At 69.8% G+C, this 21,137-nt stretch carries 19 protein-coding genes; 11 read left to right on the forward strand and 8 right to left on the reverse strand.

The window, feature by feature from the left end; all coding sequences use genetic code 11:
* The 5 genes from K0O62_RS12200 to K0O62_RS12220 all read right to left on the reverse strand — a co-directional run bounded on the left by K0O62_RS12200 (position 1) and on the right by K0O62_RS12220 (position 4,040).
* Complete coding sequence (locus K0O62_RS12200) at positions 1-759, reverse strand: 3-oxoacyl-ACP reductase family protein (RefSeq protein WP_073857456.1); 759 nt, start codon at positions 757-759, stop codon at positions 1-3.
* A gap of 68 nt (positions 760-827) precedes the next feature.
* Positions 828-1,694 carry an amino acid ABC transporter permease gene (locus K0O62_RS12205; RefSeq protein ID WP_073857457.1) on the reverse strand — a complete coding sequence of 289 codons (867 nt, stop codon included), beginning with the start codon at positions 1,692-1,694 and terminating at the stop codon, positions 828-830.
* A 95-nt stretch (positions 1,695-1,789) separates the two neighbouring features.
* The gene (locus K0O62_RS12210) at positions 1,790-2,470 is read right to left on the reverse strand and encodes an amino acid ABC transporter permease (protein WP_073857458.1); all 681 of its coding nucleotides are present in this window, start codon (positions 2,468-2,470) and stop codon (positions 1,790-1,792) included.
* A gap of 15 nt (positions 2,471-2,485) precedes the next feature.
* Positions 2,486-3,295 carry a glutamate ABC transporter substrate-binding protein gene (locus K0O62_RS12215; protein ID WP_073857459.1) on the reverse strand — a complete coding sequence of 270 codons (810 nt, stop codon included), beginning with the start codon at positions 3,293-3,295 and terminating at the stop codon, positions 2,486-2,488.
* Between the two features lie 16 nt (positions 3,296-3,311).
* A complete protein-coding gene (locus tag K0O62_RS12220) occupies positions 3,312-4,040 on the reverse strand; it encodes an amino acid ABC transporter ATP-binding protein (RefSeq protein WP_073857572.1) in 729 nt (242 codons plus the stop codon).
* A gap of 81 nt (positions 4,041-4,121) precedes the next feature.
* Between K0O62_RS12220 and miaB the strand changes: the two genes are divergently transcribed.
* A complete protein-coding gene (gene miaB, locus K0O62_RS12225; RefSeq protein ID WP_079244277.1) occupies positions 4,122-5,666 on the forward strand; it encodes a tRNA (N6-isopentenyl adenosine(37)-C2)-methylthiotransferase MiaB in 1,545 nt (514 codons plus the stop codon).
* A complete protein-coding gene (locus K0O62_RS12230; RefSeq protein WP_205870636.1) occupies positions 5,654-6,259 on the forward strand; it encodes an Rv2732c family membrane protein in 606 nt (201 codons plus the stop codon). Before miaB ends, K0O62_RS12230 begins: the two co-directional genes overlap by 13 nt.
* On the opposite strand, the gene K0O62_RS12235 is transcribed toward K0O62_RS12230, so the two are convergent.
* Positions 6,256-7,632 (reverse strand): DUF349 domain-containing protein, encoded by a 1,377-nt coding sequence (locus tag K0O62_RS12235; protein WP_073857461.1) that lies wholly within the window; start codon positions 7,630-7,632, stop codon positions 6,256-6,258. The two genes, K0O62_RS12230 and K0O62_RS12235, sit on opposite strands and share 4 nt — an antisense overlap.
* Before the next feature lie 205 nt (positions 7,633-7,837).
* On the opposite strand from K0O62_RS12235, the gene K0O62_RS12240 reads away from it, so the two are divergent.
* Genes K0O62_RS12240 through hflX form a run of 5 tightly spaced genes read left to right on the forward strand, consistent with a single transcriptional unit; the run spans position 7,838 to position 12,636 of the window.
* Entirely contained in the window at positions 7,838-8,725 is an 888-nt protein-coding gene (locus K0O62_RS12240; protein ID WP_073857574.1) for a DMT family transporter, read from the forward strand.
* Positions 8,726-8,729: 4 nt separating this feature from the next.
* Entirely contained in the window at positions 8,730-9,410 is a 681-nt protein-coding gene (locus K0O62_RS12245; protein WP_073857462.1) for a class III extradiol ring-cleavage dioxygenase family protein, read from the forward strand.
* Positions 9,411-9,418: 8 nt separating this feature from the next.
* Positions 9,419-10,324: a tRNA (adenosine(37)-N6)-dimethylallyltransferase MiaA gene (miaA, locus tag K0O62_RS12250; RefSeq protein ID WP_073857576.1), complete on the forward strand. Its 906-nt coding sequence runs from the start codon at positions 9,419-9,421 to the stop codon at positions 10,322-10,324.
* An 8-nt stretch (positions 10,325-10,332) separates the two neighbouring features.
* A complete protein-coding gene (gene dapF / locus K0O62_RS12255) occupies positions 10,333-11,202 on the forward strand; it encodes a diaminopimelate epimerase (RefSeq protein WP_073857578.1) in 870 nt (289 codons plus the stop codon).
* Between the two features lie 33 nt (positions 11,203-11,235).
* Positions 11,236-12,636, forward strand: a complete 1,401-nt coding sequence (gene hflX / locus K0O62_RS12260; protein WP_073857463.1) for a GTPase HflX — start codon at positions 11,236-11,238, stop codon at positions 12,634-12,636.
* A gap of 70 nt (positions 12,637-12,706) precedes the next feature.
* On the opposite strand, the gene K0O62_RS12265 is transcribed toward hflX, so the two are convergent.
* Positions 12,707-14,212, reverse strand: coding sequence for a PE-PPE domain-containing protein (locus K0O62_RS12265; RefSeq protein ID WP_073857464.1), 1,506 nt, complete (start codon positions 14,210-14,212; stop codon positions 12,707-12,709).
* Positions 14,213-14,357: 145 nt separating this feature from the next.
* Between K0O62_RS12265 and K0O62_RS12270 the strand changes: the two genes are divergently transcribed.
* From K0O62_RS12270 to K0O62_RS12285, 4 genes are read left to right on the forward strand one after another with little or no spacing between them, the layout of a single operon-like run.
* Positions 14,358-15,563, forward strand: coding sequence for a thiolase family protein (locus K0O62_RS12270; protein ID WP_073857465.1), 1,206 nt, complete (start codon positions 14,358-14,360; stop codon positions 15,561-15,563).
* Positions 15,563-15,961, forward strand: a complete 399-nt coding sequence (locus K0O62_RS12275) for a Zn-ribbon domain-containing OB-fold protein (protein ID WP_073857466.1) — start codon at positions 15,563-15,565, stop codon at positions 15,959-15,961. Before K0O62_RS12270 ends, K0O62_RS12275 begins: the two co-directional genes overlap by 1 nt.
* 12 nt (positions 15,962-15,973) lie before the next feature.
* Positions 15,974-18,187: an acyl-CoA dehydrogenase family protein gene (locus K0O62_RS12280; RefSeq protein ID WP_073857467.1), complete on the forward strand. Its 2,214-nt coding sequence runs from the start codon at positions 15,974-15,976 to the stop codon at positions 18,185-18,187.
* Between the two features lie 7 nt (positions 18,188-18,194).
* The gene (locus K0O62_RS12285) at positions 18,195-18,773 is read left to right on the forward strand and encodes a TetR family transcriptional regulator (protein WP_073857468.1); all 579 of its coding nucleotides are present in this window, start codon (positions 18,195-18,197) and stop codon (positions 18,771-18,773) included.
* Here the strand turns inward: K0O62_RS12285 and K0O62_RS12290 are convergent.
* Positions 18,770-21,046: a molybdopterin guanine dinucleotide-containing S/N-oxide reductase gene (locus K0O62_RS12290; protein ID WP_073857469.1), complete on the reverse strand. Its 2,277-nt coding sequence runs from the start codon at positions 21,044-21,046 to the stop codon at positions 18,770-18,772. The genes K0O62_RS12285 and K0O62_RS12290 overlap by 4 nt on opposite strands.
* Between the last annotated feature and the right edge of the window lie 91 nt (positions 21,047-21,137).

Consider the following 21,137-nt stretch of genomic DNA (forward strand, 5'->3'; position numbering starts at 1 on the left):
CTAGACCAGGAATCCGCCGTCGACATTGAGTGCGGTGCCGGTGATGTAGCCGGCCTCCGGTGAGGCCAGATAGGCCACGGCACTGGCGATGTCGCGGGTGTGGCCGTAGCGGCCCAGCGCCAGCAGGCTGGTCATCTGTTCGGCGAACGGCCCCTCGGCGGGATTCATGTCGGTGGCGATCGGCCCCGGCTGGATGTTGTTCACCGTGATGCCGCGCGGTCCGAGTTCCTGGGCCAGGCCCCGAGTGAACCCGGCGACCGCGGCCTTCGACAGGGCGTACACCGAAAACCCCGGCACCGGAACACGTTCGGCGTTCACGCTGCCGATGTTGATGATCCGTCCGCCCTCACCCAGATGCGGCACGGCGGCCTGCGTGGTGGCGTAGACGCCGCGCACATTGATGTTCACCAGTCGATCGAACTCCTCCAGGGAGAACTCCTCGATCGGGGCGCTGGACGCGACACCGGCATTGTTGACCAGGATGTCCAGACCGCCCAGGGTATTCACCGCCTGCTCGACGGCCGCGGTTGTGGCGGCGGCGTCTGCGCTGTCGGCCTGAATGGCCACCACCTGCGCGCCGGACGCGGATACCTCGGCGGCCAACTTCTCCGCCGGTTCCGGAGACGAGTTGTAGGTGAACGCCACGGCGGCGCCGTCGGCGGCCAGGCGGCGTACGATTTCGGCGCCGATGCCCCGGGAGGCTCCGGTGACCAGGGCGCGGCGTCCGGCCAGGGGGGTGGTGTGCGAGTTCTCGGTCATGGCAGGTAGAACAGCCGCCGCAGAACTTCGTTCCCCGCTATGACGTACATCACAGGAGCGGTCCCGGATCAGACGACCGGGGTGTCCTGAACGGCGGACTTCGGCACCGGCGCCGGGCCCTTCTTGGACCGCCGCAGCCGGGCCTCCAGACGGGTGGCGAAGGCCGAGAGCGCGAAGTTCAGCGCGATCATCAGCGCCGCGATGACGAGCAGCGCGGGGATGTAGTTGCCGTAGGCCGACCCGATGCTCTGACCCTGGCGCACCATCTCCACGAACGTGATCTGGTAGCCGATGGCGGTGTCCTTGAGCACCACGACCATCTGCGAGATCAGCACCGGCAGCATCGAGGTGATGGCCTGCGGCAGCTGGATCGAGCGCATGGACTGGCCCCAGGTCAGGCCCAGCGCCGAGGCGGCCTCGGCCTGACCCCGCGGCAGCGCGTGCACCCCGGTGCGCACGATCTCGGCGATCACCGCCGAGTTGTACAGCGTCAGCCCGGTGATGACACCGGCCAGCGCCAGGTACTGCGAGGCGAACACGTTGTACTGCGCGAACAACGCATAGGAGAACAGCATCATGATCAGCACCGGGACGGCGCGGAAGAACTCCACGAACACCGCGCACGCCCAGCTGACCGCCCGCACCGGCGAGAGCCTGCCGATGCCCAGGGCGCAGCCCAGCACCAACGCCAACACGATGGACACCGCGGCCGCGGTCAGCGTGCCCTCGATACCGGGCAGCACGTAGGTCGTCCACAGATTGGCGGTGAGGAAGGGTTCCCACTTGGCCGGCTCGAACTGATCGGCGGCGGCGAACTTCCAGACGACCCAGCCGAGGATCGCGGCGAACACCAGCGCCGTCACGACGGCGAGGATCGCGTTGCGGCGCCGCCCCCGGGGCCCGGGCGCGTCGAATAGGACGGAAGCTCCGGTCACCTGTGCCCTCTGTTCTTCGCGCAAGCGCTCATCTGTGCCGTCTGTTCTTCGCGCAAGCGCTCATCTGTGCCGTCTGTTCTTCGCGCAAGCGCTCATCACCGCAACACCGCCAACCGCTTGCCCAGCCATCCGAACAGCAGCCCCATCGGCAGCGTCAGGATCACGAAGCCGACCGCGAAGATGCTGCCGACCACCAGCAGCGCCGAGGTGTTCTCCACCATCTCCTTCATCAGCAGCGCCGCCTCGGCCACCCCGATCGCCGAGGCGATGGTGGTGTTCTTGGTCAACGCGATCAATACCGAACCCAGCGGGATGATCACCGCGCGAAAGGCCTGCGGCAACAGGATGATCCGCAGATTCTGGGAGAAGCTCAGACCCAGCGACCGGGCCGCCTCGGCCTGCCCGATCGGCACCGTGTTGACCCCGGAACGGATCGCCTCACACACGAATGCCGCCGTGTAGACCGCCAATCCGAGCACGGCCAAGCGGAAGTTGCTGTCCACGATGGACGTCGGTGACTTCGGGTCGGTCAGCGTGATGTGCAGCGTGTTGGCCAGACCCAGCGAGCAGAACACCAGAATCAGGGTCAGCGGGGTGTTGCGCACCACGTTGACATACGTGGTGCCCAACCACCGCATCACCGGTACCGGCGACAACCGCATCGCCGCCAGCACGGTGCCCAGCAGGAGTGCGCCGATCGCGGCGTACACCGTCAGCTGGATGGTGATCCAGAACGCGGCATAGATCCGGTCCTGGTACTCACTGAAGATCTCCACGCCACCGCCTGCCGACTACTGGTCGACGGTGGGGGGCTCGGGCGCGGTGATGCCCGCCGGCCCGAGGTTCTTGTCGAAGGCTTCCTTCCAGGCGCCCTCGGACACCATCTTGGTGATCGCGTCGTTGATCTTGGTGCGCAGTTCGGTGTCGTCCTTCTTCAGGCCGATGCCGTAGCGCTCCTCGGAGAACGGCTCACCGACGATCTTGAAGGTGCCCGGCGACTGCGCGGCGTAGCCGGCCAGGATGACCTCATCGGTGGTCACCGCGTCGATCGCGCCGGTCTTGAGCGCCTCCACACACGCCGAGTAGGTGTCGTACTGCTGCAGCTGCACGCCCGGGTACTTGTCCTTGATCCGCTGGGCTGGCGTGGAACCGGTCACCGAGCACAGCTTCTTGTTGTTCTCCAGCGACTCGGCGCCGGTGATGTCGGTGTTGTCGGAGCGCACCAGCAGGCTCTGCCCGGTGATCAGATACGGGCCGGCGAAGTCCACCTTCTCCTTGCGTGCGTCGGTGATGGAGTAGGTGGCGACGATGTAGTCCACCTGACCGTTCTGGATCAGCGTCTCGCGCTGCCCGGACGGGGACTCCTTCCACTCGATCTGCTCGGGCGTGTAGCCGAGCTGCTCGGCGACATAGGTCGCCACGTCGACGTCGAATCCGCTCATGGTGCCGTCCGGGTTCTTCAGTCCCAGACCCGGCTGGTCGAACTTGGTGCCGATGGTCACCTTGTCGCTGTCGTCGCCACCACCGCCGCAGGCGGCGAGGGACAGCGGCAGGGCCGCAGCCAGAATGGCGGCAGCGGCCACCCGAACGCGAAATGACATCACGTGCTCCTTCGATTCAGTGATTGAGAATCTTGCCGAGGAAATCCTTGGCACGGTCGGACTTGGGATTGGTGAAGAACTCTTCGGGTTCGGTGTCCTCGACGATCGCCCCGTCGGACATGAACACCACCCGGTGCGAGGCGCGGCGGGCGAAGCCCATCTCGTGGGTCACGACCAGCATGGTCATGCCCTCGCTGGCCAGATCGGTCATCACCGCCAGGACTTCCTTGATCATCTCCGGATCCAGGGCGCTGGTCGGTTCGTCGAAGAGCATCACCTTGGGGTTCATCGCCAGCGACCGGGCGATCGCGACCCGCTGCTGCTGCCCGCCGGACAACTGCGCCGGGTACTTTTCGGCCTGATTGGCCACCCCGACCCGCTCCAGCAGGGTCATCGCCTCGGTACGGGCCTTGTCCTTGGACAGCTTGCGCACCTTGATTGGGGCGAGCATCACATTTTCGACGATTGTCTTGTGCGCGAACAGATTGAACGACTGGAACACCATGCCCACATCGGAGCGCAGCTGCGCGAGTTTGCGGCCCTCCTCGGGGAGGAGGTCACCGTCGATGGCGATGGTGCCGGCATCGATCGGCTCGAGCCGATTGATGGTGCGGCACAACGTTGATTTGCCCGAACCCGACGGGCCGAGCACCACGACGACCTGACCGCGCGGGACCTCAAGATCGATATCCCGGAGCACGTGCAGATCACCGAAGTGCTTGTTGACAGCCTGTAGCGAGATCATCGGGACCGAAGCCGCGGTGGTCATGGGGAATGACCCTACCCACGGAACGCACGAGATGGGGCGTATCCACCTCCCCGTAACATGGACGTCGTGACTTCGATAGTGGCCGACGGTGCGTTGGGGGCCGAGCAGGGGACCCCTGGCCAGCCGCAACGCACCTATCAGGTCCGCACTTACGGCTGCCAGATGAACGTGCACGACTCCGAGCGGCTGTCCGGCCTGCTGGATGCGGCCGGCTACCGGCGCGCCCCCGAGGGCGCCGACGCCGACATCGTGGTGTTCAACACCTGCGCCGTCCGGGAGAACGCGGACAACAAGCTCTACGGCAATCTGAGCCATCTGGCTCCCCGCAAGAGCGCCGACCCGAACATGCAGATCGCGGTCGGCGGGTGCCTGGCGCAGAAGGACCGCGAGACGGTGCTCAAGAAGGCGCCCTGGGTCGACGTGGTGTTCGGTACCCACAACATCGGTTCGCTGCCGGTGCTGCTGGAACGGGCTCGCCACCGACGCGAGGCCCAGGTCGAGATCGCCGAGGCGCTGCAGGAGTTTCCGTCCGCGCTCCCGGCCTCACGCGAATCTGCTTACGCAGCTTGGGTTTCCATTTCTGTCGGCTGCAACAACACCTGCACGTTCTGCATCGTGCCCGCGCTGCGGGGTAAAGAGGTGGACCGCCGGCCCGGCGACATCCTGGCCGAGGTGGCGACCCTGGTGGACCAGGGTGTGCTCGAAGTCACGCTGCTGGGCCAGAACGTGAACGCCTACGGGGTGTCCTTCGTCGACCCCGAGATCCCGCGCAACCGGGGTGCATTCGCCGATCTGCTGCGGGCCTGCGGGACCATCGACGGCCTGGAGCGGGTCCGCTTCACCTCACCGCATCCCGCCGAGTTCACCGACGACGTCATCGAAGCCATGGCGCAGACCCCGAATGTGTGCCCGACGCTGCACATGCCGCTGCAGTCCGGCTCCGACCGCATCCTCAAGGCGATGCGCCGCTCCTACCGGGCCGAGAAGTTCCTCGGCATCATCGACCGGGTCCGCGCCGCGATCCCGCAGGCCGCCATCACCACCGACATCATCGTCGGCTTCCCGGGCGAGACCGAGGAGGATTTCCAGGCCACCTTGGATGTGGTCCGCTCCGCCCGGTTTTCGACTGCCTTCACCTTCCAGTACTCCAAACGTCCCGGTACCCCGGCGGCGGTGCTGGCCGACCAGCTGCCCAAAGAGGTCGTCACCGAGCGTTATCAGCGACTCATCGAACTACAGGAGCAGATCTCGTTGCAGGAGAACCAAGCTCAAGTCGGACGGCAGGTCGAACTGCTGGTGGCCGCGGGGGAGGGCCGCAAGGACGCCGCCACGGCGCGGATGTCCGGGCGGGCCCGTGACGGCCGGCTGGTGCACTTCACCGCCGGCGGCGCCGACATCCGCCCCGGCGACATCGTCACCACCACGGTGACCCGGGCGGCCCCGCACTTCCTGGTCGCCGACGGTCCGGTGGGTTCGCACCGCCGCACCCGCGCCGGGGACGCGCACGCCGCCGGGCTTCGTCCGGTCACCGGAGTGGGTCTGGGCATGCCGGGCATCGGCGCACCGCCGGTCGCCCCCGTCACTTCGGAGTGTGGACTGTGAGCGGCAACTCCTCGAACGGCTTCGACGATTACAAGGACGACATCGAGGCCGCCGAACGCCGCGTCGCCTCCGAGATCGACCCCGGCGCACGGGCGCTCGTGGTGGCGATCCTGGTGTTCGTCGTGCTGCTGTCATTCCTGCTGCCGCACACCGGATCCACCCGCGGGTTCGACGTGCTGGTCGGCGGTGACGCCGCCGCCGCCGACGGGATCTCGCTGCCGTCACGGGTGTTCGTCTGGCTGGCGCTGGTGTTCAGCATCGGGTTCTCGATCCTGGCGCTGTTGACGCGACGCTGGACGCTGGCCTGGATCGCGTTGGCCGGAACCACGGTGGCCTGCCCGGCCGGCATGCTCGCGGTGTGGTCGCGCCAGACCGCCGGCGAAGGCATGCCCGGCCCGGGGATCGGGCTGATCATCGGCTGGATCGGTGTGCTGCTGCTGGCGTTCCACTGGGCCCGGGTGGTGTGGTCGCGCACCGCGCTGCAACTGGCCGCCGAGGCGCAGCGGCGTCAGGCCATCGCCGAGCGGCAGAACCACACGCTGCTCGACGACACGTTCCCCGACGACCGGGGCGACGAGCCGAAGCGCGACTAGCGCTTCTTGGTGACCGCTTCTGCGGCGGTCTCCGCCCATTCCCGCCACTGCGCGGCGCTGGCCCGGGCCGCCTCGGCGTCCTTGGTCTTACCGGCCGCCTCGGCCTTCTCGGCCTGACGTTCGAACTGCTCGGCCCGCTCCCGGAACTGGTCGGCCCGGGCCTGCGCCTCGGCGTCGGGCTGGTTCGCGGTCCCGGCGTCGCGCACCTTCTTCTCCACCGCACGCAGCCGGCGCTCCAGATCGGCGGACCGCTCACGCGGCACCTTGCCGATCGCGTCCCACTTGTCGCCGATCGTCCGCAGTGCCGCCTGCGCGGCCTTCGGATCGGCGATGTCGATGCGCTCGGCCTCGGCCAGCAACTTCTCCTTGGCCGCGGCGTTGGCCTCGAACTCGGCGTCGCGCTCCGCGTTGATGGCGTTACGCGCCTCGAAGAAGGTGTCCTGTGCCGCCTTGAACCGCGCCCACAGCGCATCGTCGACATCCTTGGCGGCCCGTCCGGCGGCCTTCCACTGCGCCAACAGATCCCGGAAGGTGGCCGCGGTACCCGACCAGTCGGTGGAATCGCTGAGGTGCTCGGCCTTCTCGCACAGGGCCTCCTTGGCCTGCCGGGCCCCGACCCGTTCGCGATCCAGTTCGGCGAAATGCGACCCACGGCGCCGGTTGAACGTCTCCCGGGCGGCCGAATACCGCTTCCACAGCGCGTCGTCGGTCTTGCGGTCCAGGCCGGTGATGGTGCGCCACTCGTCGAGGATCGCGCGCAGCCGGTCGCCGGCGGCCTTCCACTGGCCGGTGACCTGGGCGATCTCCTCGGCCTCGGCGGCCAGCGCCTCCTTGCGGGCGGTCTGGGCGGCACGGTGCTCGTCGCGCCGCGCCCGGTCCTCGGCGGCCGCGCCGTCGGCGTGCTCGACGATCGAGGTGAGCCGCTGCTCGACGGCGTCGACATCGCCGAGCACGGCGGCGGTCGGCAGCGTCTCCAGCAGCGCCGACGCGGCGGACTTGATCTTGCGGGCGTCGCCGCTGCCCGAGGCCAGCCGGGTCTCCAGCAGCGCCACCTCGGTGGCCAGGTCGTCGTAGCGGCGGCCGAAGTGGGCGTACGCGGCTTCGGCGTCGCCGGCCTGCCAGGACCCGATGACCCGCTCACCGGCCGCGGTGATCAGCACGACGGTGCCGTTCTCTTCGACGCGGCCGAACCGGTGCGGATCCACCGAGGGCGGAGCCACGACAGCCGGGGCGGCGGCCGCCGCCGGGCGGGGATGGGGTGCGGGACGCGGGCCCGGCCGGGGTGCCGGTTTGGGGGTGGGCTTGGGTGCCGCCGGGGCCTGCTGTGCCGACTCCCCGGTGGTCTCGCCGGAACCCGATTCGCTGCTGGTCATATTCGTTCCTCACCCCTCCGCGCGGGCTGACCCACGCACCTGCCGCGCGACGCGGCGCCCAATAGCTTCCGTCGCTATTCAAGCAGGTCGCCTCGCGCCGTGCGCACAGCTTCGCGATGCGTGGTGTGCCGCGGTTGCGATTGGGGCCCGTTTACCGGCACCCTCAGGGCCCGGACCAGTTACAAGGCCTTTGGAGGAGAGCGGTTTGGACAAGGCGGATATCGCCGCGCTGTTGGCGCTCGGCGCTGCGCTGTTCGTCGCCATGGGCGACGTCATCCATCAGCGCACCGCGCATGAGGTGACCGCCGAGCCGGTCGGGCACCTGCAGCTGTTCGCGCACCTGCTGCGCGACCGCATGTGGTGGATCGGCAGCCTGGTGTCGGCGGTCGGATTCGGCCTGCAGGCCGCGGCGCTGGGGCTGGGATCGGTGCTGCTGGTGCAGGCCCTGCTGGTCACCTCGCTGCTGTTCGCGCTGCCGCTCAACGCCCGGGCCAACCACCATCGGGTGAGCCGATTCGAGTGGACCTGGGCGGTGCTGTTGGCGACATCGGTGGTGGTCATCGTGACCGTCGGCAACCCCACCGCCGGGCAGGCGCGGGCCGGCTCGGAGGTCTGGCTGGCGGTGGCCGCGGTGCTCGGGCCGGTGCTGGTGGGGTGCGTCATCGGCGCGCGGATCCTCAGCGGCAGCAAGGCGAGCGCGATCCTGCTGGCCTGCGTCTCGGGGGCGCTGTGGGGCCTGTTCGCGATCCTGACCAAAGGGGTGGTCGACCGGCTGGGCAATGGGCTGTGGGCGGTGCTCAGCGCCCCGGAGCTCTATGCGTGGGCGGTGGTGGCGGTGGTCGGCACGGCTTATCAGCAGGCAGCGTTCCGGGCCGGCTCGATGACCGCCTCCCTGCCGACGATGACGGTCGTCGAGCCGGTGGTGGCCTCGGTGCTCGGTGTGGTGGTGCTCGGCGAGACGCTGCGGCCGGGCGAGTCCGGCTGGATCACCCTGGCGGTGGCGTTCACGGTGATGGTGGTCGCCACGCTGGCGCTGGCCCGCGGCGAGGCGGGCTGGGCCGCGAAGCCCGATGTCGGCAAGGCGATAGCGTGATGGCGTGTTGGCTGCCATTGCACTGATTCCCTCGGCGCCGGTGCTGGTGCCCGAACTCGCCGGTGCGGCGGCGGCCGAGGTGGCGGATCTGCGCGCGGCCGTGCTCGCCGCGGCGGCGGTGTTGCCGGCGCGCTGGATCGCCGTCGGTGCGGGGCCGGAGGACGCCAACATCGGGGCGCACTCGGTCGGGACCTTCGCCGGCTACGGCGTCGACGTCCCGGTCCGGTTGGCACCCGAGGCCACCGGACCGGTCACCGAGCTACCGCTGTGTGCGCTGATGGCGGGCTGGGTGCGCGCGCAGGTGGCACCGGAGGCCGTCGTCGACGTCTGCGCCTACCGGGCCGAGCACGGCGCGGACACCGCCCTGGCCTGCGGACGCGCGTTGCGCGCGGAGATCGACGCGAGCGACCAGCCGGTCGGGGTGCTGGTGGTCGCCGACGGCTGCAACACGCTGACCGCTTCGGCGCCCGGCGGGTTCGACCCCGCCGCCGCGGCCGTGCAGGACGCCCTCGACGATGCGCTGGCCGCCGGTGACGCGGCGGCGCTGGCCGATCTGCCGGCTCAGGTGGTGGGCCGGGTGGCCTATCAGGTGCTGGCCGGGCTGTGTGCCCCGGCGGCGGCCGACCAGCTCTACCGCGGTGCGCCCTACGGCGTCGGGTACTTCGCGGGTACCTGGCGCCCGTGACCGCGCCGCTGCGTCCCGTCGCCGTCATCGGCCCGACGGGAACCGGAAAGTCGGCATTGGCGCTGACCCTGGCCGAGCGCCTGGGCGGGGAGATCGTCAACGCCGACGCCATGCAGTTCTACCGGGGCATGGACATCGGGACCGCCAAACTGGCGCCCGACCAGCGCCGCGGCATCGCCCACCATCAGCTCGACGTGCTCGAGGTCACCGAGAACGCCTCGGTCGCGCGGTACCAGGAGAGCGCGGCCGCCGACATCGAGGCGATCATGGCCCGCGGTGCGGTCCCGCTGATCGTCGGCGGATCCATGCTCTACATCCAGTCGCTGCTGGACCAGTGGTCGTTCCCGGCCACCGATCCGGCGGTGCGGGCCCGCTGGGAGGCCCGCCTCGCCGAGGTCGGGGTCGGCGCCCTGCACGCCGAGCTGACCCGGGTCGACCCCGCCGCCGGTGCCGCGATCCTGGACACCGACGGCCGCCGCATCGTGCGGGCGTTGGAGGTCGTGGAGATCACCGGTCAACCGTTCGCCGCCTCGGCACCGCGTATCGGTACTCCGCGCTGGAACACCGTGATCATTGGATTGGACTGGGACACAGCGGTTCTCGACGAACGGCTGGCTCAGCGCACCGACTCCATGTTCGAGGACGGCCTGGTCGAGGAGGTGACCGGGCTGATCGGGCGCGGCCTGCGCGACGGGGTGACGGCCTCGCGGGCCCTGGGTTACGCCCAGGTGCTGGCGGCCCTCGACGCCGGGGACGACCCGGACAACGCGGCGGCCCGGACCGCGACGTTCATCGGCACCCGCCGCTACGTGCGGCGGCAGCGGTCCTGGTTCCGTCGCGATCACCGGGTGCACTGGCTCGACGGTTCGGCGCCGGACCTGGCCGACGCCGCGCTGCGTATCCTGGACAGGTGAAACCCGCCATTGCATTCGCGAAGGGGCACGGCACCCAGAACGACTTCGTCGTGCTGCCCGACCCCGATGCCGCGCTCGCGCTGACCCCCGACTGGGTGGCCGCGCTGTGCGACCGGCGCCGTGGCCTGGGCGCCGACGGTGTGCTGCGGGTGACGACGGCCGGCGCGGCCGCCGCGGCGGGCGTGTTCGCCGCGCTGCCCGAGGGGGTGGTCGCCTCGGATTGGTACATGGACTACCGCAACGCCGACGGATCCATCGCGCAGATGTGCGGGAACGGTGTCCGGGTGTTCGCCCATTACCTGCGGGCATCCGGGTTGGAGAGCCGAGACGAATTCGTGGTCGGCTCATTGGCCGGTCCGCGGCCGGTGGTGGTGCACGGCTTCAACCCCGAGGATCCCACGCACGCCGAGGTCACCGTGGACATGGGCAAGGCCAACCGGCTGGGCGCCGGTTCGGCGGTGGTCGGCGGGCGGACCTTCACCGGACTCGGTGTCGACGTCGGCAACCCGCACCTGGCGTGCGTCACCGACCTGAGTGCGGCGGAGTTGGCGGCCCTGGACGTCGCCGCGCCGGTCTCCTTCGACTCCGCCCAGTTCCCGGAGGGCGTCAACGTGGAGATCGTGGCGGTGTCGGCTGCTGACGCGGTGGACATGCGCGTGCACGAACGTGGTGTCGGTGAAACCCGCTCCTGCGGTACCGGAACCGTGGCCGCCGCGCTGGCGGTGCTGGCGCACGCGGGGCAGGACACCGGATCGCTGCGGGTGCGGATCCCCGGGGGCGAGGTCACCGTCACGATCACCGAAGCGACCAGTTACCTGCGCGGACCGTCGGTCCTCGTCGCGCATGGTGAACTGGCAGGAAATTATTCGGGTGCATGACCGCGGGTCGGCATGCCACCATCGAAAGAACTTATGACTGAACCTGACTACATTCCAAGCACCGGCGAACTGGCTCTCGAGGACCGCGCGGCACTGCGCCGGGTGGCCGGGCTGTCCACCGAACTCACCGACATCTCCGAAGTCGAATACCGCCAGCTCCGCCTGGAGCGGGTGGTGCTCGTCGGAGTGTGGACCGAGGGCACCGCGGCCGACGTCGACGCGAGCATGGCCGAACTCGCGGCGCTGGCCGAGACCGCGGGCTCGGAGGTCCTCGAGGGCCTCGTGCAGCGCCGCGACAAACCCGACGCCTCGACCTACATCGGCTCCGGCAAGGCCATCGAACTGCGCGACATCGTCACCGCCACCGGCGCGGACACCGTCATCTGCGACGGTGAGCTCAGCCCCGCCCAGCTCAACTCGCTGGAGAAGGTGGTCAAGGTCAAGGTCATCGACCGGACCGCGCTGATCCTGGACATCTTCGCCCAGCACGCGACCTCGGCCGAGGGTAAGGCCCAGGTGGCCTACGCGCAGATGGAGTACATGCTGCCCCGGCTGCGCGGCTGGGGTGAATCGATGTCGCGGCAGGGCGGTGGCGCCGGCGGTAGCAGCGGCGGGGTCGGTACCCGCGGCCCCGGTGAGACCAAGATCGAGACCGATCGCCGCCGGATCCGCGAGCGGATGTCCAAGCTGCGCCGCGAGATCAAGGAGATGAAGAAGATCCGCGACACCCAGCGGGGGAGCCGGCGGCGCAGCGACGTCGCCGCGCTGGCCATCGTCGGGTACACCAACGCGGGCAAGTCGAGTCTGCTCAACGCGCTGACCGGCGCGGGTGTCCTGGTGGAGAACGCGTTGTTCGCCACGCTGGAACCCACTACGCGCCGTGGGCAATTCGAGGACGGGCGACCGTTCGTGCTCACCGACACGGTGGGATTCGTGCGGCATCTGCCCACCCAGCTGGTGGAGGCGTTCCGCTCGACGCTGGAAGAGGTGGCCGACGCGGAACTGCTCATCCACGTGGTGGACGGATCCGATGTGAACCCGCTGGCCCAGATCACCGCGGTTCGCCACGTCGTCAACGACGTCGTCGCCGAGTACGGGATCGCCCCGCCGCCGGAACTGTTGGTGGTCAACAAGATCGACGCGGCCGGCGATCTGGCGCTGGCGCAGTTGCGCCGGGCCCTGCCGGATGCGGTCTTCGTGTCCGCGCGCACCGGTGAGGGGCTCGACCAGCTGCGCACCCGGTTGACCGAACTGGTGGAACCCAGCGATGCCTTCGTGGACGTGACCCTGCCGTATGACCGCGGTGACCTCGTGGCCCGGGTGCATGCCGAGGGCCGGATCGACACCACCGAGCACACCGAACAGGGCACCAAGATCACGGCGAGGGTGCCGGCTGCGCTGGCCGCCGGCCTGCGCGAGTTCAGTAACTGGTAGTTGCACGGGCAGGCGCGCCGTCTCGGCGAATCCCCCGGATTTCAAGGGGCGGCGCGCCTGCCCGCGCCGGTCAGGCGGCCTGATCCGCGCTGTCGGCCGACGGGGAATCCGGCGCCTCGGAGGAATCCTCGCCGGACTCCGTCTCGGCCTCGGACTCAGGCTCGGACTCAGGCTCGGCCTCGGTCTCGGGCGCGGTCTCGATTTCCGTCAGCTCCTCGACCTCCGCCAGCTCCTCAGGCGCCGACGCGGATCGGGTGCCGGTCCGCGCGCTCAGCACGCTGCGCGGTGCCGTCCGGGCCTCGGCGAGCGCGGCGCGCTTCTCGGCGCGGGTCGGTTCGGCGGGGGCGGCCGCATCGAGGTCGGCGGCGGGGGCAGTCTCATCGACGTCGGTGTTCACCGCCGCAACTCTCCCGCCATCGGGGGACTCCGAGCGACGGTCCTGCGGTTCCTGCTGCACCGCCGGGCGCTTACCGAACGCGTCGCGGAATCCCTGGCCCAGCGCCTCGATGACGTCGCGGGTCAGGGTGATCGGATTGATCCGGGGGATGAGCCGGAATGGTGCGGGCACACCGTAGCTCAGTGTCCGGTCGTAGCCGGTCTCGATCAGTACCTCCAGTACCGGGCTGAGCAGCGTGACGATCGGGTTGATCAGGAAACCGGTTCCGGTGGCCTTCGCGAACTGCAGGAACGGGCGCACGATCGGCAACGTCTTGGTCGGGATGGTGATGTAGCGGGTGTCGCCGTAGTCCTGCCAGTTGTCCTCGTCGGCGAGTTGTTCGGCCAGTTCCTCCGGGGTGTAGCCGTCGGGCAGCTCGCCGGGATAGCTCTTCGCGTTGGGGGCCAGGTAGGTGCCGTGTACGTACACGAACCCGGCGATCGCGTTGAGCACCGCCAGCGCGTTGAGCGGGTATATCGGGAAGTCGGAGACACCGCCGTAGCGGAAGGAGATGTCGGTGGCGCAGATGTGATCGCAGGTGTCCGTCGGCGCCGGCAATCCGAAGGTGACGTCCAGGATCGGCACGTGCCCCAGGAACGCCAGCCGCTCGAACAGGCCGCCGTTGGGGCGATTGGGGTTTCCGATCATCACGAAGGACAGGTAGGTCTGGTCCTTGGGCAGATAGGACAGGTTGCGTTTCTGCCGGCTGACGATGTTGCCGCCCTGCGAATAGCCGAACAGCACGACCGGCTCACCGGGCTTCTGCACCAAGGTGTTCACCAGCGTCGAGTTCAGATTGGCCAACCCCTCACCGGTGGACACGTCCCATTTGGCGCCGCGCAGTCCGCCCCAGCCGGGCAGCGGGAAGGGCCAGAACTGGGCGGGATAGTCGATGCCCTGCAGCGCGCAGTCGTTCTCCGCGGTGCAGGCCGGGTTGAACGGCGAGATGTAGTAATCGCGGGCGTTCTCCAGATAGCCGCCGACGATGTTGGCGTTCGGTGTGCCGGTGCCCGGCACGATCAGTGCGGTGGCGGCCAGCGCCACGGCCAACGACAGCGTCGAGGCGACGGTGACGATGACGGCGGCCAACAGCGCCAGCGCGGTTGTGATCGATGTGCGTGCGATCTGGGCGATACGCATCTGCCACCCCCGGGTCGGTGAGTGCGTCTCAGGTTTCCCACGGATCGTCGCACCACACGAGTTGAGGGGCGGGTAAACCGCCGAATTGAAAGTAGAATCTCATTCTAATAACGTCCGTCGGAGATCCGGATGGAGGGAGCGTCACATGGGCTTACGGGGTGAAGCCGCGATCGTCGGCTTTCACGAGCTGCCCGCCACGCGTAAGCCGACGGGGACACCCGAGTTCATCATCGAACAGTGGGCCCGGCTGGCCGCCGCCGCGGTGGCCGACGCGGGCCTATCGGTGGACCAGGTCGACGGGCTGGTCACCACCGGTGTCTTCGAATCCGAGCTCTTCGTCCCGTCCACCGTGGTGGAGTACCTCGGTCTGGCCGTCAACTTCGCCGAGTACGTGGACCTCGGCGGCGCCAGCGGTGCGGCCATGGTGTGGCGCGCGGCGGCCGCCATCGAACTGGGTATCTGCCAGGCCGTGCTGTGCGCGATCCCGGCCAACTACCTCACACCCATGCACGAGCAGCGCCCGCCGAACATGGGTGACGCCGTGTACTTCGGTGCCTCCAGCAACCGCTTCGGCTCACCGCAGGCGGAGTTCGAGATTCCCTACGGCTATCTCGGGCAGAACGGGCCCTACGCGCAGGTCGCCCAGATGTACGCCGCCGCATACGGATACGACGAAACCGCGATGGCCAAGATCGTCGTCGACCAACGGGTCAACGCCAACCACACCCCGGGCGCGGTGTTCGGCGACAAGCCACTGACCATCGCCGACGTGCTGGACAGCCCGATCATCGCCTCGCCGCTGCACATGCTGGAGATCGTGATGCCGTGCATGGGCGGTTCTGCGGTGCTCGTCACCAATGCCGACCTGGCCCGTAAGAGCCGCAACAGGCCGGTGTGGATCAGGGGATTCGGCGAGCGGGTGCCCTACAAGTCGCCGGTGTACGCCGCCGACCCGTTGCAGACCCCGATGGTCAAGGTCGCCGACTCGGCCTTCACGATGGCCGGCACCCGACCCGCCGAGATGGACATGGTCTCGATCTATGACTGCTACACCATCACCGCGCTGCTCACCCTCGAGGACGCCGGGTTCTGCGAGAAGGGCAAGGGCATGCAGTTCGTCACCGATCACGACCTGACGTTCCGCGGGGACTTCCCGATGAACACCGCGGGTGGCCAACTCGGGTACGGCCAGCCCGGCAACGCCGGTGGCATGCACCACGTCTGCGACGCCACCCGACAGCTGATGGGCCGCGCCGGGGCGACCCAGGTCGCCGACTGCAACCGGGCCTTCGTCTCCGGCAACGGCGGCGTGCTGAGCGAACAAGAAGCACTTGTGCTGGAGGGGGACTGATGACCCGCCCAATTCCTCTGCCGACCCCGACCTCGGCGCCGTACTGGGACGGCCTGCGCCGCCACGAGGTGTGGTGCCAGTTCTCCCCGTCCCTGGACGCCTACGTGTTCTATCCGCGGGTGCTGGCGCCGGGCACGCTGGCCGACGATCTGCAGTGGCGCCGGATTTCCGGAGCCGCCACCCTGGTCAGCTTCGCCGTCGCGCAGCGGCCGGTGGCCCCGCAGTTCGCCGATACGGTGCCCCACCTGCTCGGCGTCGTGCAGTGGCCGGAGGGCCCGCGACTGGCCACCGAACTCGTCGACGTCGACCCGGAGGAGCTGCGGATCGGCATGGCACTCACCCCGGTGTTCGTCGACCACCCCGACATCACCCTGCTGCACTACACCGCGGCCCGATAGGAGACCGGCACCGTGGTTGTCGCACTCACCGACGAACAGCTCCAGCTCACCGACTCGATGGCCGGCTTCGCGAAACGCCACGGCGGCCTCGACCTGACCCGCACCCGTTTCGACGCGATCGCCGCCGGACACCGGCCCGACTTCTGGGACGCGCTGGTCGGCCAGGGGCTGCACGCGGTGCACCTGCCCGAACACCTCGGCGGCCAGGGCGGCACCCTGGCCGAGGCCGCCTGTGTCCTCGACGCGGCCGGTCACGGCCTGCTGCCCGGCCCACTGCTGCCCACCGTCATCGCCGGCGCGGTGCTCGCGACCGCAATCGGAGAGCCCGCGGCGGCGCTGCTGGAGGCCATCGTGGCCGGGGGGACCGCGGCACTCGTGCTCCCGGCGGACGGCGAGATCCGGGCCACCACCGCCGACGGGGGATGGCGGCTCGACGGGTCCGCCGGTCCGCACCTCGGGCTGTGCGCCGCGGACATCATCGTGCTCGGGGCCAGAACCGAGGCAGGCGAGCCGCTGTGGTTCGCGCTGCACACCGATACGCCCGGCCTCACCGTGCAGGCGCAGACATCCACCGACCTGACCCGCGACGTCGGCACCCTGGACTGCCGCGGCGTGCACACCGCCGACGCGCTCGCCGGAGTCGACGAGGCCACCGCCGTCGGCATCACGGTCGGGATGATGGCGGCCGAGGCGGCCGGGATCGCGCGCTGGTGCGTCGACAACGTGGTCGCCTACCTGAAGGTGCGCGAACAGTTCGGCCGCCCGATCGGCTCGTTCCAGGCGCTGCAGCACAAGGCCGCGATGCTGTACATCACCAGCGAGCTGGCCGCGGCGTCGGCCTGGGACGCGGTCCGCGGTGGGGACCGTTCACCGGTGCAGCAGCACATCGCGGCCGCCGGCGCGGCGGTCACCGCGATCGGCCGGCTACCGGAACTGGTGGTCGACGCGCTGACCATGTTCGGTGCGATCGGATACACCTGGGAACACGACCTGCACCTGTACTGGAAACGGGCCATCAGCCTGGCCGCCGCGGCCGGGACGGCGACGAAATGGGCACGGGCACTGGGGGATCCGGATCTACCCGGCCGGGACTTCACCATCGAACTGACTGAGGTCGAACCGGACTTCCGGGCCGAGATCGCCGCAGCCCTCGACGCCGCCGCCCAATTGCGCAACGACACCCCGGGCCGGCAGAACCCGGAGTACGCCGAGTACTGGACGGGGCCCCGGCGCACCGCGCTCGCCGACGCCGGGCTGGTCGCACCGCACCTGCCCGCCCCGTGGGGGCTGGCGGCGACACCGGCCCAGCAGCTGATCATCGACGAGGAGTTCGACAAGCGGCCCTATCTGGTCCGGCCGTCGTTGGGCATCGCGGAATGGATCCTGCCCACGGTGCTGGGCGCGGGTTCCGACGAGCAGCGCGATCGGTTCGCGGTGCCCACGATGCGCGGCGAGATCGGTTGGTGCCAGCTGTTTTCCGAACCCGGTGCCGGGTCGGATCTGGCCGGGCTGGCGACCCGGGCGACGAAGGTCGACGGCGGCTGGCGGATCAACGGCCAGAAGGTCTGGACCTCCTCGGCCCAACGTGCCGACTGGGGTGCCCTGCTGGCGCGTACCGATCCGGACGCCAAGAAACACAAGGGGATCGGATACTTCCTGGTCGACATGACCTCGCCGGGCATCACGGTGTCCCCGTTGCGCACCGCGGGCGGCGAGGCGCATTTCAACGAGGTCTTCTTCGACGATGTGCTCGTACCCGACGCCATGCTGGTGGGTGAACCCACCGCCGGCTGGTCCCACGCGCTGGCCACCATGGCCAACGAGCGGGTGGCGATCGGCGCCTACGTCAAGCAGGACAAGGAGAGTGAACTGCGGGCCCTCGCGCGGCGGGCGCCGCAGGACACCCAGGTCCGGGTCGCGCTCGGCGAGGTGCGGGCGGCCACCAACGCCATCGGCGCGCTGGCGGTGCGCGACACCCTCGGCCGGCTCGCCGGGCACGGCCCCGGGCCGGCCTCCAGCATCGGCAAGGTCGGGACCGCGCTGCTGGTGCGCCGGGTCACCGCCGACGCGCTGGCCTTCAGCGGGCGCGCGGCGATGGTGGGCGGCGGTGAGCAGCCCGCGGTGGCGCGCAGCCTGATGATGCCGGCCGAGGTCATCGGTGGCGGCACCGTCGAGATCCAGCTGAACATCATCGCGACGATGATCCTCGGCCTGCCGAGGGGGTGACCCGGCCATGACCGAGTTGCCCGGCTACAAACAGGCCCGCCGGTCGCAGATCGTGGCCGCCGCGCAGGCCCTGCTCAAGGCCCAGGACTACGACCAGATCCAGATGCGCGACGTCGCCGACGCGGCCGACGTCGCACTGGGCACGCTGTACCGCTACTTCACCTCCAAGGAACACGTCTACGCCGCGGTGCTGATGGATTGGGCCCAGCCCGCCTTCGCGTCGGACACCGCCGACACCGCCACCGCCGATACCCGGCCGGCCGAACTCCGGGTCCGCGAGAAGGTCCGCGGCATCATCGCCAGCTTCGAACGCCGTCCGGCCTTCTTCAAGGTGTGCATGCTGTTGCAGAACTCCACCGACGCCAACGCCGAGGCATTGATGGAGCAGTTCGCCGCCGTCGCCCAGCGCACGCTGGCCGCGGACTTCGCCGCGCTGGGGGCCCAGGAATCCGTGGACACCGCGATGATGGCCTGGGGCATCATCAGCACCATGCTCTCCGGGGCGATCCTGCACGGTCACCCGATCGCCGACGCCTATCGGGTGGTGGACGCCTTCGTCGACCTGGTGGCGCCGCGGCTGGCCTAGTGGATCACCGGCGGTTCGTGGGCCCGCACCGGCGGCACCGGCCCGCTGAACTTCTCCACCTGGACCAGCACGTGCGCCCCGGTGCAGCCACGCGCCAGCGCCGAGGTGCCCACATCGGCGGTCAGCACGTTCGGATTGCCGTGCACGCACATCGAATCCGGGTCGGCGGGATCCAGCGGATCGAACCAGGCGCCGGTGGACAGCTGCACCACCTGCGGGCGCAGCCGGTCGTCGGTCACCACCCCGGCCAGGCAGGCCCCGCGGTCGTTGAACACCCGCACCACATCGCCGTCGGCCAACCCCCGCTGCGCCGCATCGGCGGGGTGGATCCGGATCGGTTCGCGCCCGGCCACCTTGGACGCCATGCTGACCGCCCCGCCGTCGAGTTGACCGTGCAGCCTGCCGGCCGGCTGATTGGCGATCAGGTGCAGCGGATAGGTCTGCGCGCGCGCACCACCGAGCCATTCGGTGGGTTCGAACCAGGCGGGGTGGCCCAGGCAGTCGTCGTAGCCGAACCCGTCGATGTCGGCGGAGAAGATCTCGATGCGCCCGCTCGGGGTGTTCAGTCGGTGCGTGTACGGGTCGGCGCGGAAATCGGCCAGCAGCGTCAACCCGGGTTCGGTGGGTAACCGCAGTCCGCCGTCGGCCCAGAACTGGTCGAACGGCGGCGCCGCGAAGTCCACTCCGGCCGCCCACTTCTCGTACATGTGCACCAGCCACTGCCGGGCGGTACGGCCCTCGGTGAACGGCGCACCCACGCCGAGGCGCTCGGCCAGGGCGGCGAAGGTGGTGTAGTCGTCGCGGGACTGGGCGTACGGCGGTGCCAGCGCCGGCATGGCCGTCAGCATCGGATCGTTGCGCGACCCGGAGTAGTCGTCGCGTTCGTAGGCGGTGGTGGAGGGCACCACGATGTCGGCGTGCTTGGCCATCGCCGTCCAGTACGGATCGTGCACGACGACGGTGTCCGGCCGGGCCAGCGCGCGGCGAAGCCGGGGGAGGTTCTGGTGATGGTGGAAGGGATTGCCGCCGGCCCAGTACACCAGCCGGATGTCGGGGAAGGTGAGCCGCAGACCGTTGTAGTCGTACTCCCGGCCGGGGTGCAGCAGCATGTCGGACACCGCGGCCACCGGGATGAACGTCGAGACCGGGTTGGGGCCCTGCGGCAGCACCGGCAGCCGGTGCCGCAGCGGTGCCAGCCCGGGCTCGTTCATCGACCCGTACCCGTGCCCGAAACCCCCGCCGGGCAGCCCGATCTGGCCGAGCATGGCGGCCAGCGTCAGGCCCATCCACGGGGCCTGCTCGCCGTGCCGGGTGCGCTGCAGTGACCAGCTGATGGTGACCAGGGTGCGCCCGGCCGCCATCCGGCGGGCCAGGGCGGTGATGTCCTCGGCCGCGATCCCGCTGATGGCGGCCGCCCACCGTGCCGACTTCGGCACACCGTCGTCGGTGCCGAGCAGGTAGCGCTCGAACCGGTGGTAGCCGATGCAGTAGATGTCCAGGAACTCCCGGTCGGCCAGCCCCTCGGTGGCCAGCACATGGGCCAGCCCGAGCATGATCGCCACATCGGTGCCGGGGACGGGCGCGTGCCATTCGCACTCGCCGTCCACGTCGTCGCGCAGCGGGGAGAAGGACACGATGGTGCCGCCGCGCTCCCGCAGCCGGTTCAATGCGGCGCGGGCCGGATGGGCGGTGGTGCCGCCGTGGTTGATCCCGGTGTTCTTCAGCGCGATGCCGCCGAAGGCGACGAACAGGTCGGTGTGCTCGACGATGACGTCCCACGCGGTGGAGCGCTTGAACAGATCGTCGTGGGTGCCGACCACCCGGGGCATGATCGCCCCGGTGGCGCCCAGGCTGTAGGAGTGCCGGGACGAGGTATAGCCGCCGAGCAGCTTGAGGAACCGGTGCACCTGGCTCTGGGCGTGGTGGAACCGCCCGGCGCTGGCCCAGCCGTAGGAGCCGCCGTAGATGGCCTCGTTGCCGTGGGTGTCGATCACCCGGCGCAGTTCACCGGCCAGCAGCTCGGTGAGCTCGTCCCAGGACACCGCCACGAACTCGTCGGCGCCGCGTCGGTCGCTGGGTCCGGGCCCGTCCTGCAGCCAGCCCCGGCGCACCGCGGGCCCGGCGATCCGGGAGCGATGCCGCAGGGAACCGGGCAGGTTGCCGAGCAGCGGAGAGGGGTCGGCGTCGCCGGCGGCCGGGGTCACCGAGGCGATCTCGCCGTCGCGCACCTCGGCGCTGAAGGCACCCCAATGGGCGAGGCTGCGGCGGGACACCCACCGAATCCTAGGGTGCTCCCACGACGGCCCGGCGGCTACGGTTACCCGCGGGAATTTCGTCCGACACGCTTAACCGCAGGTGGCGGAT

It is taken from the genome of Mycolicibacterium diernhoferi, assembly GCF_019456655.1.
Lineage (GTDB): Bacteria > Actinomycetota > Actinomycetes > Mycobacteriales > Mycobacteriaceae > Mycobacterium > Mycobacterium diernhoferi.

What these genes read in the sequence shown, in the direction of transcription:
- K0O62_RS12235 (WP_073857461.1), bottom strand. Translation starts at nt 7,632, where the DNA reads ATGACCAGCAGCGAATCGGGTTCCGGCGAGACCACCGGGGAGTCGGCA.
- K0O62_RS12265 (WP_073857464.1), bottom strand. Translation starts at nt 14,212, where the DNA reads ATGCGTATCGCCCAGATCGCACGCACATCGATCACAACCGCGCTGGCG.
- K0O62_RS12285 (WP_073857468.1), top strand. Translation starts at nt 18,195, where the DNA reads ATGACCGAGTTGCCCGGCTACAAACAGGCCCGCCGGTCGCAGATCGTG.
- K0O62_RS12275 (WP_073857466.1), top strand. Translation starts at nt 15,563, where the DNA reads ATGACCCGCCCAATTCCTCTGCCGACCCCGACCTCGGCGCCGTACTGG.
- K0O62_RS12220 (WP_073857572.1), bottom strand. Translation starts at nt 4,040, where the DNA reads ATGATCTCGCTACAGGCTGTCAACAAGCACTTCGGTGATCTGCACGTG.
- K0O62_RS12270 (WP_073857465.1), top strand. Translation starts at nt 14,358, where the DNA reads ATGGGCTTACGGGGTGAAGCCGCGATCGTCGGCTTTCACGAGCTGCCC.
- K0O62_RS12215 (WP_073857459.1), bottom strand. Translation starts at nt 3,295, where the DNA reads ATGTCATTTCGCGTTCGGGTGGCCGCTGCCGCCATTCTGGCTGCGGCC.
- miaB (WP_079244277.1), top strand. Translation starts at nt 4,122, where the DNA reads ATGGACGTCGTGACTTCGATAGTGGCCGACGGTGCGTTGGGGGCCGAG.
- K0O62_RS12200 (WP_073857456.1), bottom strand. Translation starts at nt 759, where the DNA reads ATGACCGAGAACTCGCACACCACCCCCCTGGCCGGACGCCGCGCCCTG.
- hflX (WP_073857463.1), top strand. Translation starts at nt 11,236, where the DNA reads ATGACTGAACCTGACTACATTCCAAGCACCGGCGAACTGGCTCTCGAG.